The following is a 13190-nucleotide window of genomic DNA, read 5'->3' as shown; positions in this document are numbered from 1 at the left end:
ATTTCGCCAACGCGGTTCCCGGTCCGGACAAGGCGGCCGAGTTCGAAGCCGATTGCCCAAAGGAGACTTCGAAAAATGAGCGAAGTGGGACCCCAGACGGAGGCCTCGGTTCCGGAAGCTTCGCGCTTCGCCAGTTTTTTCATGGCAGGCTTTGAATGCTCCTCGCACCGGCGCAAGGACGGCGTTCGCCTCGATCTTATTCGTGCGACCTCGCATAATTTGCATGCCCTGGGCGACTACCGCGGCTGCGCCGAACTCGGCCTTCGCACCATCCGCGACGGCCTGCGTTGGCATTTGATCGAAACCGCTCCCGGAACCTATGACTGGTCAAGTTGGGCGCCAATGGTCGAGGCAGCCCGATCGGCAGGTGTTCAGGTAATCTGGGACATCTTTCACTACGGATCTCCGGACCATGTCGATCAGGGCTCGCTGCGTTTCATCGACGCCTATGCCTCGTTCGCGGCAGAAGCCGTCAAGGTACACCGTTCGATCACCGGAACATCGCCTCTGTTGTGCCCCATCAACGAAATCTCCTTTTTCGCATGGGCTGTTGAGGTCGGCTATTTCCCGCGTGTGGGGCCGAACAAACGTGGATGGTTCAAGCGGCACCTCGTGAAGGCCGCCATCGCGGGTGTTCGTGCAATGCGGGAGATCGACCCCGCCTGCAGATTTGTCTGGGCCGAGCCGCTTATCCATATCGCCCCTCGTGACCGGACCCGCAGCGAACGGCGCCGGGCCGAAAACGCCCGACAGGGGCAGTTCGAAGCTTACGACATGTTGCTGGGCCGCGTCGAACCTGAGTTGGGCGGGAGCGAAGATGTAGTCGATGTCGTGGGCTTGAATTTTTACCCGCACAATCAATGGTACGTAAACGGGCCGACGATTCCGATGGGACACCACGAGTACCGCGCCCTGTCGGAAATGTTGCTAGAAGTTGCTCACCGACACGGTAAGCCGATGTTCATTGCGGAGACCGGTTCCGAGGGATCCGGCGGGCCGGCTTGGCTCCACTATCTCTGCGACGAGGTGCGTTCCGCAATCAGTCTCGGAGCGCCGATCGAGGGTATTTGCCTGTACCCGATAACGGCCTACCCGGGCTGGGACAATTCGCGACATGCCGAGGTTGGTTTGTTTTCCGTCATCCAGGCTGACGGCAGGCGACACCTGCGCAAACCCACAGCAGATGAACTGGCCCGTCAGCAAGCTCTTCTCGTGGCGGACACGACGCCTTGAAGAGGCCTCAAACGAGGGAGGGGCGGGCGAGCGTCTGTTTCGAAACGCCGCCCGCGCCGGTGCGGTGCATCAGCTTTTTGCAGTCGCCCCGGCCTCGCGCAACCTGGCATACCGCATGGTAACGTCGCTCAGATTTTCCTTGAGCCAGTTGGCCATGGCTTCCTCTTCGTTCAGGTTCTGCTTGAGGGCCCTTTCAGCATCCTGGAAGCCCCCGGCGTCGGCCAGTACCAGCAGCGAATTGTAGGCAGCGATCTCGTAGTTCTCGAATGCGAAATTCGCCAGGCTGTTCTTGATGATCTCGTCGCCGGCCATCGAATGTCCAATGGCGGCCACGCTGCCAACCATCGACAAGGCGGTGTCCTTGAGGGTGGAGTGCTCCTCGCCAAGGCCCTCCAGGACGGACTCGAGTCTCGTGATCTGGCCTTCGGTTTCCTGAATGTGCCGGCGCAAGCGATCGGCCACCTCCGGATAGTTCTCTATACGCTCGACCTGAGGCTTCATGATCGACAGCGCTTGGTTTTCCATGGCGTGCGCGTTGCGCAAGCCGACGATAAATATCTCACGGCTTTCCGAGTTGAAGTTTGTATCCATCGAGTTTCTCCTTCTGATACCCGCCCGATCTTCCGTCTTGAAAGAAACTATCTTCTCGGCTCGGCCAACAACGGCTCGTCCGTGCGCGCCCAGGCCGGGAGGCTTTTTTGGATGCGCGAGAAAGTGGCCAGAGCCTGTCCGACTACCTGGTCCATGTTGTAATAGCGGTAAGTTGCAAGCCGACCGACAAACCAGACGTCTGGGCAGCTTGCCGCGAGCGCTTCATAGCGCTTGTAGAGCACTTCGTTTTCGGGCCGGGGCACGGGATAGTACGGGTCCCCGATGTCCGTGGGGTATTCGTAGGTCAGGCTGGTCCGCGAACTCTGCTGGCCGGTCAGATGTTTGTACTCGGTAATGCGCGTGTAATCTTCCGTCTGGGGATAATTGACCACGGCAACCGGCTGAAATTGCTCGCAATCCAGTGTAACGTGCTCGAAACGAAGCGAACGGTACGGAAGGTGCCCGAGCTGCCAGCCGAAATATTCATCGATCGGGCCGGTATAAACCATGCGCCTGAACGGTATCTTCTCACGAATTTCACGGAAGTCGGTCTGCAGCATGATCTTGATGTTCGGATGATCGAGCATGCGTTCGAACATCCGCGTGTACCCGCCGGCCGGCATTTTCTGGAAGCTGTCGCTGAAATAGCGGTCGTCACGGTTGGTCCTGGTCGGCACTCGTGCCGTGACGGATTTGCTCAGCTGACTGGGATCGACGCCCCATTGCTTTCTTGTGTAGCCGCGGAAGAATTTTTCATAGAGCTCGCGCCCCACGGTGCTGACGACGACGTCCTCAGCCGTTCGGACGTCCTCCACCGTTTCGCGTCGCGACGCGAAGAAATCCTCCAGCTGTGCCGAGGTCAGGTCTAGCCCGTAAAGCCGGTTGATGGTGTCGAGATTGATCGGGATGGGAACGAGTTGCCCGTCCACGGCCGCCAACACCCTGTGCTCGTACGGCCGCCATTGCGTGAACTGGGAAAGGTGGTCCACGATCGTTTGGCTGTTGGTGTGGAAGATGTGCGGGCCGTAGCGATGAATGAGGATGCCGGCTTCATTGTAGCAGTCGTAGGCGTTGCCTCCCACATGGCTGCGGCGATCGATCAGCAAAACGCTTTCCTGACGCTGCGACGCTATCCTTTCGGCAAGCACACTGCCGGCGAAACCCGCGCCGACGATCAGCCAATCGAACATGGCTATGCACTCCTGCGAAGGGGCACGACCTTCTTGCGTTGATAGGCGCGCTCAATGTGAGCTGCCATGGCATTCCATGTCCGTTCCCAGGACATGTCCGCAAGGTAGGCATCGACTTGCTGCAGGAGCATCTGACGCGGTCGCGAAAGAACGGAGCGCAGCTTGATTTCCAGATCGTCACAGTCGGCGATTTCCACCAGCCCGGCAGCACCGTAACTGCGAACCACGTCGACGATTGCCGTCGAGATCACCGGCAGACCCGCCGCGAGAAATTCCGGCGTCTTGGTCGGGCTGATGAAACGCGTCGCCTCGTTGAGGGCAAACGGCATCCATCCGGCGTCCCAATGGCGCAAATAGTCGGGCAGATCGCAGTAGGCTTTCGGCCCAAGCCAATGAAGGTTTTCGGCTTGCGGCAGGCTTGCAGGGTCGATCTTGACAACCGGACCGAGCATGACGAAATGCACGTCCGGCATTGTCTTTGCCGCTAGCGCCACGAGATCGACGTCCAGCCGCTCGTCGATGACGCCGAAATATCCAACCCTCGGGGAAGGAATGCCCGCCTGGTCGGCTGGGTCCCTTCCTGGCTGTCTTGCGGTGTGAAAGTGCCTCACATCGATGCTGCTCGGAAATGGAAAGATGGCGGGATGGAGGTGACGCTTGGTCTCGAACAAGCTTAGACCACCGGTGAAAACGAGATCCGCGCGGCGAAGAAGCGCCTTTTCCATCTGGCCCAGCTCGGGGGGCGCATTCCTGAACGCAGAGAGTTCGTCCATGCAGTCATAGACGCATATGTCTGGGTCGAGGAATTCCGTAAAGCGAAGAGCCATTGGGGTGTAGTACCAGGCGATCAGCCGGCTATGCGGCATAGAAGCGATGGTCTGCTGCACAAATCTCCGCTGGACGGCATCTGCTTTCGCGGCCGACGTGCCAAGCGGCAGCACTGGTGTGACAATCAGAATGTTTTCCGATGCCACGCTCGTCCGCATCAGCGGCTGCGGCAATTCTTCGAAAACGGGTTCTTCAAAATAGACCACTCGCTGCTGAGCGGATGCAAGGGTGAGGAGATGCTGCGGACGCTGGTGAACAAAATTCCATCGTAAGTGGGAGAAGCAAACCAGTATATTTTCCCGACGAACATATTGACTGCCGGTTACCCCGCCAAAGGCCGCTTCCATTGACATACTCCCTCTGTGACACTATTTATGTTACGATTAACATTTGTTAATCGCGAATGGAGAGAACTACTTAGTTCCAGCTCCTAACTTTCGATCAGGTGAGTTGTTCCAACTGAAATGAAGAAGGCCCGGTCGCCCGCTTGGTCCACGCACGAAGCGGGATCTGGGTGCGGAGGCGAGGGCGGCTGTCGGAACCCGGCCGCCACTGAAAGCGTGGTTGAACGACGAATGCTGGTGGACAGCGGCATTGCCGCATTTGCGTTGAACTCGTTGGCTATAGAATGTGCCTAACATCAATGATTCGCCTGTATCTCTGCGCGTCTCCGACTGCCGAGGCGAATTCCGGGGCTGACATGAACATCAACTTTGAAACCAACGTTTTTCCACTGTTTCATCCGCAAAGCGTGGATGATCTCAAGGACCCGTGTCCTGTCTTCGATGGCCGTGTCTGGCACGTCTTCGGGTCAAGCGGCACGGTCACCACCGAGACGTGGAGAATCTTGCATGCCACGGCGCCCGATCTGTATGGGCCGTGGGCCGAGCATGGGCCGATCGAACTTCCAATCAACGGCACTGGTGTTGCGGCTCCCGGTGTGACCCACGAGTGCGGCGTCTTCCACATGTTCATCCAGACGGAATTCATGAAGTCGGGTGGCCGTTGCGAGCATGCGGTTTCCAACGACGGGTTCCATTGGGTAGTCCTCAGTCCGGCCATTCTGGCCATCCCGGACACGGAAGAGGACGGAATTTACGATCCGCATCCGGCAGTCATTGGCGGTGGGCGCTACCTGGTTTATTCGGCTATGCCAAAATTCACCAGGGTGCCTCAGCCCGACATCTATCTGGCACGTAGCCAGTCCGACTCGTGGTTCGGTCCGTGGAAGCGGATCGGCAAAATCCTCGACCACAACGATGTTCCCCACCATAACACCAGAGATGATCCCGACTACGAATGGGGCATTGAGGGCGCGCAACTGATCGAGCTGCCGGACGGCCGGGTGCTTCTCAACGCCACTTGCTTTCTTCCGAATGGCCTTCGGGGAAACCGGCAACGGGTGTTTTTTGCCATCGCCGACGAGGTCAGCGGCCCTTACGTTTCGATCGGCCCGGTGTTGGAGCCAGGTCAACCGGGCGAGAACGGGCACTCGACAGTGATGATCGATGGCAGTCAGCTTTCACTGTTCTACCAGAGCCGGGTTGCCACAACCGATCACCGATGGCGCTATGGTTTGGCCAGATGCGACGTAGCTCTCCTTTCAAAGGTCGCGTGATTCCAGGCTGCCATTAGCGCCTTGAGGCGGATGCGCGTCATGCGGCCATGGAACTCCGGAGGGTTGAAGGTGATCCGCGTCGGTGACGGTAGCAAAGTGTCATCGCGAAATGATGTCAGCCCGTTCGTCAATTGTCTCCGCGCATCGATGACACCGCCAGACGCCCGACTAATGGGCTCATAGCTATTTCTTCGGTCCCTTGACAGGGAATGTCGCGTCGCCGTCTTTTTTGCCGGAGATCACCCGCGGATCGGCGCTGGCGACGCCATCGTTTCCGCCGCCCTTGTGGTCCTTTTCCGACTGACCCTTAGCGTCCTGCTCGGGTGTCCGTCTTGATGTTCGAAGCGTCTTGTCCGCCATCATGGCCTCGCGTTTGCCATCCAAACTTCCGGCAATTTCGAAAGTTCCACCGCTTTAGCAAGCCGAAGGACCCAGTGAGTTGGAACGTCGTGGCGGGACGTGAGTTGTAAGCGAGGATATTCACCCGCAGGAGGACGCTTATGGCTAACCGCCGAAAGCAGCAGACGGACCTCACGCCCGCCGAGGCGACAGACCGCATCTGGGAACTCGCCGAGGACATCGACGTCTGCATGTTTGTGACCTGGGACGGCGAGTACAATCGAGCCCGTCCGCTATCTGCGCGTGTGGTCCGTGAAGAAAACGCCATATATTTCCTCGTCAATGACGACAGCGCCAAGAGCAAGCAGCTGTCGACCTATCCAAAGGTCACATTGGCCTGGAGTGACAACAGCCACTACAAATACGTCACGATGTCAGGCCCGGCCACAGTGACAAATGACAGGGAAAAGATCGCCGAGCTCTGGGAGAAAACTGACTCAGCCTGGTGGGATAATGCCGATGATCCCGAGATTCGTCTGATAACGGTCAAACCCGACGAAGGCGAATTGTGGGACAGCCCGGGGCTAATCATGGCTACCGCAACGATGGTGTTTGCGGCCGTTACCGGCGCCAAGCCGAATGTGGGCGACAACGCAAAGGTCGAGCTCTGAGCGAGCGGCTAAACTAACCTCTGCTTTAGAGGCAGCGTCGATGAGCATTTTGGAAACCAGCAAGAAGGTGATCGAGAACGTCACCGGTTTCGCAAGACCGCGCATGGAAATCGTCGCCGGATTGGTGAGGCAGCGAAAGTCGAATGAGTTCTGGTTCAAGGATGATGGACTTGTGCCCAATCATCCAGCATGGCCGCTCGTCGTTTATCGCGGCGCCGTCGAATTGCCCGAAGGACTTGATTCAGCAGCCGTCATGGAGGTGCTTTTCGATGCAAACGGATGGGGCGATAGCTGGCGAAACGGCATCTATGATTACGTTCACTATCATTCGCAAATACACGAGGTTCTGGGAATTGCGCGCGGAAATGCTGAAGTTCGGTTTGGCGGCAAGAAAGGACGAACGCTGTCGCTGAAGGCCGGTGACGTCGCGGTCCTCCCGGCAGGCACCGGGCACCAATGCGTCTCGGCATCCGATGATTTTTTGGTTGTCGGCGCGTATCCTCCGTTTGGGAGTTATGACGAATGTAGGAGCAAGGATCAGCATAGCGATGCGCTCGCAACCATCCCCAGCGTGGGGCGTCCGCGCAAGGATCCTGCATATGGTAGCCAAGGTCCGCTGCTGAAAAGTTGGAAGCGCTAATTTAGTCGTCGGGGTCGAAAGCCTTGGCAACTGCGTCTTTCTCAGCCTGCGGCAGGACTGTCATTGTGAGAATGAAGGCTGACAGCAGGAGACAGACGCCATTCGTGATTATGATCGGCCACTCTGCCTTCATGATGCCGAAGGCCAGCCACAAGGCGAAGCCCAACACAGTGATGGCATACGTCGGCGCGGAGATGCCGCTTGTCTCCCGTGTCCTGATGATTTTCCAGGCTTGCGGGGTGAAACTGCTCATCGAGCAGACGGTCGCGAGATAGCCGATGAGCGTGACTGTCTGCATGGAAGCGGCCCTGACCTACGTCGCAGATACGCGCTTGAGATCAGATACGCGGACCACGCCGTGCTGGCTGACAAAGGTCAGGGTGGAGGCCGTGCTCTGGCTCTGCGAAACACCGGATATGCGATGGTCGCCTGTGTCATAAATCTCCGTCTTTCCATGATCGTCGATGACCAGGCGGCTTCGCTCAGGAAACGCTGCGTAGCGCATATTGTTTTGAGAACCAGCGGCAGACGGGCTCCCAAGCTCCTCAGGCCACCATGAGCCGGCGTGGGCCATACCTGCAGAACGATAGCTCACATTCGTGTCGTCGCGTTGTGGCTTGGCGGGATGTTCGCGCAAGTAGGCCGAGAGCTCCGCCGCGATAGTGTTGAGCTTCGCCTTGAGGCTGTCATCGAACATGTCGCCGACCATCGTCATGCCGGAGGACCATTGTGACATTCCTCCGAAGTCGACGTGGCTGAACTGGGCCATGGTTCCACCACCACGCCGCAACGCCTCAAGGACAGCCATGACAGCGCCATCGGCGACGCCATGCTGGCGTGCAAGGCGCGCAATCAGTTCAGCTTCCTTTTGAGTGTTTGTCATCATTGCGTCCTTGAATCGCTTGGCGCCGGCAGTCCTCATTGTTGACGATAGACATGCGCGGCCAAATGTAATCACGAAGGAGCGCCACTAGGTCTTCAGGCTCCTTGCCGAGGAAGCTCAATCAAGTTCTATCCAGGCTGGCGCATGATCGCTCGGCTTGTCCCATGCACGCGTTTCGGCATCTACTCCGGCATTCTTCAGGCGATCCAATAGGGATGAACTCAGCAAGAGATGGTCCATCCGGAGCCCGGAACTCCGATCGTACCCGCCGCGGTAGGAGAAGTTCCAATAGGTGTAAATTCCTTTTTCTGGATGAATGCGACGAACCGCATCGAACCAGCCCTGAGCAAGCATTTCGGCGTACGCGCTCCGGCTCTCGGGGAAGTAAACGGCATCGCCAACCCAGCGCCCCGGCACCGCCGCGTCGATCGGGCCTGGAACGACGTTATAGTCGCCGCACAGGATGGTCGGTGAGCTATCGCCGAGCAGCACCTGGCCATAGGTGATCAAACGTCGGAACCAGCGAAGTTTGTAGTCGAACTTCGGCCCCGGCGCTGGATTGCCATTGGGCAAATACAGGCAGCCGACAACAAGCCCATTCACATCTGCCTCGATGTAGCGGCTGTGCGAATCGTCGGGATCGCCCGGCAGACCTCGACGACGTTCCAGCGGCTCAATCCCGCGAGCGAGGATTGCCACGCCATTGTAGGACTTCTGTCCGTGCCAGATTGCGCCATAGCCGGCGTTTCTAATCGCATCGACGGGAAATTTTTCGTCAGAGGTCTTCAGTTCTTGAAGGCAGACGATGTCATAGCCGGTTTCGCCAAGCCACTTGAGAAGCACTGGCAGTCGGCCGTTGACGCCATTGACGTTGAAGGTTGCGATGCGGGTCATCTCGACGATTTAACGTCTTTGCGCCGCTTCGATGCGACATAAAGTCGGTAGCCAAATCTTGCCTTTTGTCATCGTCCATCTGCATTTTTGCTCGAAGCATTGGTGCTTTGACCGGAAGCAGCGGATGTCTTTGCATCTTTGGAATGCGCGGCAATTGCCGGACCCGCGCCGGTAGCTTTCCGCAGATCGCCGCTCCCCTTGCCGTCAGTCGATTTCTTGCTCAACAGTCCTGAGAAATATTTTCCAAAGAAGCCCATCCGACTCTCCATCTTGGCGCTCATTCGGCGGCTTTGCGGGCCCTGAACTCATCTCTGCGCTCTTCTCGCAGCTGCCGAGGATCGCTGCGAACCGCCAAGGGCGCGGCGCCTGACCAGCGCGGCCGAACACTCAAGCAGGAAACATTCCAGTCCTTTGTAGATATGCGTGATCATGTCCTTCATCTCCCGGGACCGCCTCGGCACATGGGTCGCCGAGGCGGTTGGGTAGGCGATCAATCAAGCCGCTTTCCGTTCTGCCGCTCGTTCGTTGACGCCGGCTTCACCGAGGGCAGTCAACGCCTCGTCGGTGGCCTTCTCCTCTTCAAGTGTCGCATTGAGGAGCGCAACCACGTCGTCCTTGCCGAGCGTCGTAGCCCAGGCGATCAGGGTTCCATACCTGGCGATCTCGTAGTGCTCCACTGCTTGCGCGGCACCGACGAGCCCTGCATCCAGCGAAGTCGAACCCTTGTACTCCTGAAGGATTTCAGATCCTTCCTCCAGGATGCCGTCGATCGCCGGGCAGGTTTTGCCGCGCGCGGCAGCGCCGAGAATCTCGAAGACCTCCTCCAGACGTTCGACCTGCCCCTCGGTTTCAGCGAGGTGCTTCTCGAATGCTGCCGAAACTTGCTCTTCGGATGCGCCTTTGGCCATCTTCGGCAAGGCTTTCAGAATTTTCTTCTCGGCATAGTAGATGTCTTTGAGGCCATCGAGGAAAAGGTCCTCCAAGTCCTTGTTGTTGCCATTGGCTTTCTTGGCAGTGGGCATTGTGCCGTCTCCTCTGTTGAAAATTGCCCGTCGCGAGCATTTTCTTAACTCGGAAACTCGAACCCGGTTCCGGGATAATGGAGATATCTAAATTTAAAGGGTCCTGCGCTTCACTGAGAACAACGACCACGTCATTCTCGTCGAAGAGCCGCGGCGGGGCGCACGCCATCGGGCTCCCGCCAACGGTCGTGCGGTCTGAGGGCCTGGGACTGCAGGAGACGCAAGTTCCGCGGCAGCAGAGCAGTCGGGGCAACGCCCTCTCAAGCCTCCTGACCGCTCTGCAGCCGCTTGATTGCTGGCCCTGCTTGCATCCAGCAATTGGGTGATTGGACGCTGCGTATGCAACCAGAATACCTCAGAATGGTTCTAGCTATGATTTGAGCGGGATGGCAGCGAGCGCCGTCCAAAGGTGGCAATTTTTATGGACGTATCACTTTCGCGAACCGCAGACGACAACATCAAAACCGGCAAGAGCGGCTTGCTGCTTGTCTCGGACAATTATGACGCTTTCGCTGTGCGCGTGCTGGCGGCAAGGAGCGCTGAGCGCAGCCTCGACCTGATGTATTACCTTTGGCATGATGACCACACCGGCCGCTTGCTGCTTCGCGAGGTTTTTCGAGCTGCTGAGCGCGGTGTTCGGGTGCGCATGCTCCTTGACGACGTCAATCCGCGTAAAAATGACGCGGCATATCTGGCGCTGAACAACCATCCAAACATCGAATTGAAGTTGTTCAATCCGAGCGGTATCAGGCGCGGCCGGATCATGCGTGGTGTGGAAGTGCTGTTGCGGCTCTTTGCATTGACGCGACGGATGCACAACAAGGCTTGGATCGTTGACGACAAATTTGCCATTGTCGGCGGTCGGAATGTTGGCGATGCCTATTTCGATGCGGCAGAAACCAATTTCCGGGACCTCGATCTGCTGCTCCTGGGGCCTGCGGTACGGCAAACCGCGGCGATATTCGATGCCTTCTGGGCTTGCAATGAAGCCAAGCCAATCAAAACCTTGGGATCAGTGGCTGAGCATGAGCATGCCAAATGGCTTGAAGGAAGCGATACCGGCCCCGATCCCAAATTCCTGAACGGCATCGGCAACCGGGGCTCGATCACGGAGTTTATTGCGGCCAGCAACGACGTTCATTGGGTGGATGGCGTGCGGGTCATTTCCGATCCGCCGGAGAAGGTTCGTGGTTGGAGACGTCGCAGCTGGCTTATGAAAGAGCTGCGTCCGATCATCCAATCCACGCGCGGGTGTCTGGAAATTGTGTCGCCCTATTTCATCCCCGGCAAAAGGGGCACAGCGATCTTGCTGGACCTTGTCGGCGCCGGTGTTGACGTTTCGGTTCTGACCAACTCCCTGGCCGCTACCGACGTGGCCGCAGTCCATGGCGCTTACGCAAACTATCGCAAGCGGCTGCTGAGGAATGGCGTCAAAATTTTCGAGCTTCAGCCGTTCATCCGGCGCTCGGCAATCTCGGTGTTTGGCTCGAAGGGCGCCAGTCTGCATACGAAAGCTTTCACCGTCGACGACAATATCGGCTTTGTTGGTTCCTTCAATTTCGATCCACGGTCAGTGTCCTTGAATTCGGAAATGGGCGTTCTGTTTGAGGATCCGAAAATGGTCGCCGAGCTGCGGCATCGATTCCAATCGGAAATATCTCCGGAAACAAGCTATCGGCTCGAACTGAAACACAATGTCCTGCATTGGCATGGATGCGGCGAAGGCAAGATTCAGGACTATACGCATGAACCAGAAGCCGGATTTTTTCGCCGTATCCTGGCGGTCTTCGTCCGTCACCTCCCGATCGAATCTCAGCTCTAGCATCCGACGATGGCCGAGGACCTCGCGATCTCAGCAAATTGCCCTGCCGGGGATCACGTGAGCGAAACGTGAAACCCTGATCTACCACGGGTCAGCCAGACCGCATCACACCCGGTTCTTCGACAACCGCATCGCCAATCCCATGCTGTCCGGCGTCCGGATCACTCGGCAACACGTCGGAAAAATTGACTGTGGCGACCAGGTATCCGGCTTCATCGTAGACCTTGATAGTCGATCCCGATTGCTTGGTTCCTGACCCAGGATCCGCCGCCACCGCTACGCGCGCCATCTCTATTGCTCTCGGACTGGCCATCTCCGCACTCGCTAGCTCTTCCTCGAGAGCGGTAGTCTGGCCGGATACTGTCGTCTCAAAGTGGAATTTTGGCATGGGCAACCTCCTGTTCCTATGCAATTCCGGTGTCCGGGTTGCGTTCCAAAGAAACAGAATTGGTGGGAAGCAGCTAAGATCGCCGCGATGGCCAGACCCGTGTCGCCACGAAGGTCAGCAAACCCGTGATCACAATCCAGGCCTGCACCTCGCGCTGGATGGTTGGCCCAGGGTTCGATGTCTGTCGCGACGGGCTCTCTGCCTCCACTATCGGTTGAAGGTCGGACCGACTGCCGAGACGGACGGAATAGGCCCGCGTGAACTCGGCGCCGAGCAGGAATATCTCAGACGAATAGTAAACCCAAAGCAGCACGACCAGCAGTGCACCCGCCGCGCCATAGGAGGATGCGATCGCGCTGGTTCCGATATACCAGCCAATCAGCGACTTGCCGATGGTGAAGAGCAAAGCGGTCACTGCCGCGCCAATTGCGACATCGCGCCAAGCGAGCGACCGGTCCGGCAGGATCTTGAAGATCGCGGCAAACAGAGCGGAAATCAGCACGAATGATACAATGCCGTTTATCGACGCGAGAATGATCGTGCCGAACGGCAGATGGGCGTTGATGACAGCGCCAAGCGCGGAAATGGCGGCACTCGCCGCCAACGACACAAGCAGTAGAAATCCCAACGCTGCAACCAGACCCAGGCTGGCCGCCCGCGCCCGCACCAATCGCGACACAGACATGGGTGGTGGGTCAATCTTCCAGATTGTGTTGAGCGAAAGCTGCATTTCGCCAAACACCCCGGAGGCTGTCACGAAGAGGGTGACGATGCCCACCAAGGTGGCAAGAGTGCCGGCGGTTCTGTGAGAAGCGCTTTCGATGGTGCTGCGCAGAAGGTCGCCGGTTTGCGATCCCATCACGCCTGCGATTTCGGCCGACAGAGCGAGTTGAGCTGCTTCATGCCCAAAGACAAGTCCAGCAATCGCAACAACGATCAACAAGATCGGGGCCAGGGACGTAACGGCATAGAACGCCATCGCCGCACCGTGGCTGAGGGCATTGTCGTTGATGAATCCGAGGATGCTCTCCTTGCCAAGAACCCAGGCCTCGCGTGCCACCCGCATGGGGA

16 protein-coding genes are annotated in these 13190 nt (G+C 57.9%); 5 read left to right on the top strand and 11 right to left on the bottom strand.

Features of this window, described 5'->3' with window-relative positions:
* Positions 1-75 precede the first annotated feature (75 nt).
* Positions 76-1233, top strand: a complete 1158-nt coding sequence (locus NKH38_RS07315) for a glycoside hydrolase family 26 protein (RefSeq protein ID WP_352761786.1) — start codon at positions 76-78, stop codon at positions 1231-1233.
* A 69-nt stretch (positions 1234-1302) separates the two neighbouring features.
* Here the strand turns inward: NKH38_RS07315 and NKH38_RS07310 are convergent, their stop codons facing one another.
* The 3 genes from NKH38_RS07310 to NKH38_RS07300 are packed head-to-tail and all read right to left on the bottom strand — an operon-like array spanning position 1303 to position 4189.
* The gene (locus tag NKH38_RS07310; RefSeq protein ID WP_023687824.1) at positions 1303-1824 is read right to left on the bottom strand and encodes a ferritin-like domain-containing protein; all 522 of its coding nucleotides are present in this window, start codon (positions 1822-1824) and stop codon (positions 1303-1305) included.
* Positions 1825-1871: 47 nt separating this feature from the next.
* Complete coding sequence (gene glf, locus NKH38_RS07305; RefSeq protein WP_023668033.1) at positions 1872-3014, bottom strand: UDP-galactopyranose mutase; 1143 nt, start codon at positions 3012-3014, stop codon at positions 1872-1874.
* A gap of 2 nt (positions 3015-3016) precedes the next feature.
* Complete coding sequence (locus tag NKH38_RS07300) at positions 3017-4189, bottom strand: glycosyltransferase family protein (RefSeq protein ID WP_023729506.1); 1173 nt, start codon at positions 4187-4189, stop codon at positions 3017-3019.
* A gap of 353 nt (positions 4190-4542) precedes the next feature.
* Here NKH38_RS07300 and NKH38_RS07295 point away from each other — a divergent pair, with 353 nt between their 5' ends.
* Positions 4543-5460 (top strand): glycoside hydrolase family protein, encoded by a 918-nt coding sequence (locus tag NKH38_RS07295; protein ID WP_352761789.1) that lies wholly within the window; start codon positions 4543-4545, stop codon positions 5458-5460.
* 183 nt (positions 5461-5643) lie between these two features.
* Here NKH38_RS07295 and NKH38_RS07290 read toward each other — a convergent pair whose 3' ends face one another.
* Entirely contained in the window at positions 5644-5823 is a 180-nt protein-coding gene (locus NKH38_RS07290; protein ID WP_023712199.1) for a hypothetical protein, read from the bottom strand.
* Between the two features lie 137 nt (positions 5824-5960).
* Here NKH38_RS07290 and NKH38_RS07285 point away from each other — a divergent pair, with 137 nt between their 5' ends.
* Entirely contained in the window at positions 5961-6470 is a 510-nt protein-coding gene (locus NKH38_RS07285; RefSeq protein ID WP_352761791.1) for a pyridoxamine 5'-phosphate oxidase family protein, read from the top strand.
* A 40-nt stretch (positions 6471-6510) separates the two neighbouring features.
* On the top strand, positions 6511-7110 hold the full coding sequence (locus NKH38_RS07280) for a cupin domain-containing protein (protein ID WP_352761793.1): 600 nt from the start codon (positions 6511-6513) through the stop codon (positions 7108-7110).
* A 1-nt stretch (position 7111) separates the two neighbouring features.
* Here NKH38_RS07280 and NKH38_RS07275 read toward each other — a convergent pair whose 3' ends face one another.
* The 5 genes from NKH38_RS07275 to NKH38_RS07255 form a co-directional block, all read right to left on the bottom strand.
* Positions 7112-7408, bottom strand: a complete 297-nt coding sequence (locus tag NKH38_RS07275; RefSeq protein WP_023681146.1) for a SemiSWEET family sugar transporter — start codon at positions 7406-7408, stop codon at positions 7112-7114.
* A 15-nt stretch (positions 7409-7423) separates the two neighbouring features.
* Positions 7424-7996 carry a hypothetical protein gene (locus NKH38_RS07270; protein ID WP_023729502.1) on the bottom strand — a complete coding sequence of 191 codons (573 nt, stop codon included), beginning with the start codon at positions 7994-7996 and terminating at the stop codon, positions 7424-7426.
* A gap of 114 nt (positions 7997-8110) precedes the next feature.
* Positions 8111-8887, bottom strand: a complete 777-nt coding sequence (gene xth, locus NKH38_RS07265; protein WP_023668041.1) for an exodeoxyribonuclease III — start codon at positions 8885-8887, stop codon at positions 8111-8113.
* Between the two features lie 68 nt (positions 8888-8955).
* Entirely contained in the window at positions 8956-9168 is a 213-nt protein-coding gene (locus NKH38_RS07260) for a hypothetical protein (RefSeq protein ID WP_352761796.1), read from the bottom strand.
* 213 nt (positions 9169-9381) lie between these two features.
* On the bottom strand, positions 9382-9909 hold the full coding sequence (locus NKH38_RS07255) for a YciE/YciF ferroxidase family protein (protein ID WP_023681150.1): 528 nt from the start codon (positions 9907-9909) through the stop codon (positions 9382-9384).
* 421 nt (positions 9910-10330) lie between these two features.
* Here NKH38_RS07255 and NKH38_RS07250 point away from each other — a divergent pair, with 421 nt between their 5' ends.
* Positions 10331-11731: a phospholipase D family protein gene (locus NKH38_RS07250; RefSeq protein ID WP_352761797.1), complete on the top strand. Its 1401-nt coding sequence runs from the start codon at positions 10331-10333 to the stop codon at positions 11729-11731.
* A 91-nt stretch (positions 11732-11822) separates the two neighbouring features.
* Here the strand turns inward: NKH38_RS07250 and NKH38_RS07245 are convergent, their stop codons facing one another.
* Together NKH38_RS07245 and NKH38_RS07240 are read right to left on the bottom strand one after the other, a co-directional pair.
* Positions 11823-12119: a hypothetical protein gene (locus NKH38_RS07245; protein ID WP_352761799.1), complete on the bottom strand. Its 297-nt coding sequence runs from the start codon at positions 12117-12119 to the stop codon at positions 11823-11825.
* A 73-nt stretch (positions 12120-12192) separates the two neighbouring features.
* Positions 12193-13185, bottom strand: coding sequence for a YihY/virulence factor BrkB family protein (locus NKH38_RS07240; protein ID WP_023681152.1), 993 nt, complete (start codon positions 13183-13185; stop codon positions 12193-12195).
* Positions 13186-13190 lie beyond the last annotated feature (5 nt).

Origin of the sequence: Mesorhizobium sp. M1078 (assembly GCF_040318615.1) — a bacterium.
Classification (GTDB): Bacteria; Pseudomonadota; Alphaproteobacteria; order Rhizobiales; family Rhizobiaceae; genus Mesorhizobium.
The sequence above is the reverse complement of the archived record's forward strand: the minus strand, read 5'-3'. Positions and strand labels throughout refer to the sequence as shown.

Coding starts and splice junctions, on each gene's coding strand:
- NKH38_RS07315 (WP_352761786.1), top strand. CDS start 76: ATGAGCGAAGTGGGACCCCAGACGGAGGCCTCGGTTCCGGAAGCTTCG.
- NKH38_RS07310 (WP_023687824.1), bottom strand. CDS start 1,824: ATGGATACAAACTTCAACTCGGAAAGCCGTGAGATATTTATCGTCGGC.
- glf (WP_023668033.1), bottom strand. CDS start 3,014: ATGTTCGATTGGCTGATCGTCGGCGCGGGTTTCGCCGGCAGTGTGCTT.
- NKH38_RS07300 (WP_023729506.1), bottom strand. CDS start 4,189: ATGGAAGCGGCCTTTGGCGGGGTAACCGGCAGTCAATATGTTCGTCGG.
- NKH38_RS07295 (WP_352761789.1), top strand. CDS start 4,543: ATGAACATCAACTTTGAAACCAACGTTTTTCCACTGTTTCATCCGCAA.
- NKH38_RS07290 (WP_023712199.1), bottom strand. CDS start 5,823: ATGATGGCGGACAAGACGCTTCGAACATCAAGACGGACACCCGAGCAG.
- NKH38_RS07285 (WP_352761791.1), top strand. CDS start 5,961: ATGGCTAACCGCCGAAAGCAGCAGACGGACCTCACGCCCGCCGAGGCG.
- NKH38_RS07280 (WP_352761793.1), top strand. CDS start 6,511: ATGAGCATTTTGGAAACCAGCAAGAAGGTGATCGAGAACGTCACCGGT.
- NKH38_RS07275 (WP_023681146.1), bottom strand. CDS start 7,408: ATGCAGACAGTCACGCTCATCGGCTATCTCGCGACCGTCTGCTCGATG.
- NKH38_RS07270 (WP_023729502.1), bottom strand. CDS start 7,996: ATGATGACAAACACTCAAAAGGAAGCTGAACTGATTGCGCGCCTTGCA.
- xth (WP_023668041.1), bottom strand. CDS start 8,887: ATGACCCGCATCGCAACCTTCAACGTCAATGGCGTCAACGGCCGACTG.
- NKH38_RS07260 (WP_352761796.1), bottom strand. CDS start 9,168: ATGAGCGCCAAGATGGAGAGTCGGATGGGCTTCTTTGGAAAATATTTC.
- NKH38_RS07255 (WP_023681150.1), bottom strand. CDS start 9,909: ATGCCCACTGCCAAGAAAGCCAATGGCAACAACAAGGACTTGGAGGAC.
- NKH38_RS07250 (WP_352761797.1), top strand. CDS start 10,331: ATGGACGTATCACTTTCGCGAACCGCAGACGACAACATCAAAACCGGC.
- NKH38_RS07245 (WP_352761799.1), bottom strand. CDS start 12,119: ATGCCAAAATTCCACTTTGAGACGACAGTATCCGGCCAGACTACCGCT.
- NKH38_RS07240 (WP_023681152.1), bottom strand. CDS start 13,185: ATGCGGGTGGCACGCGAGGCCTGGGTTCTTGGCAAGGAGAGCATCCTC.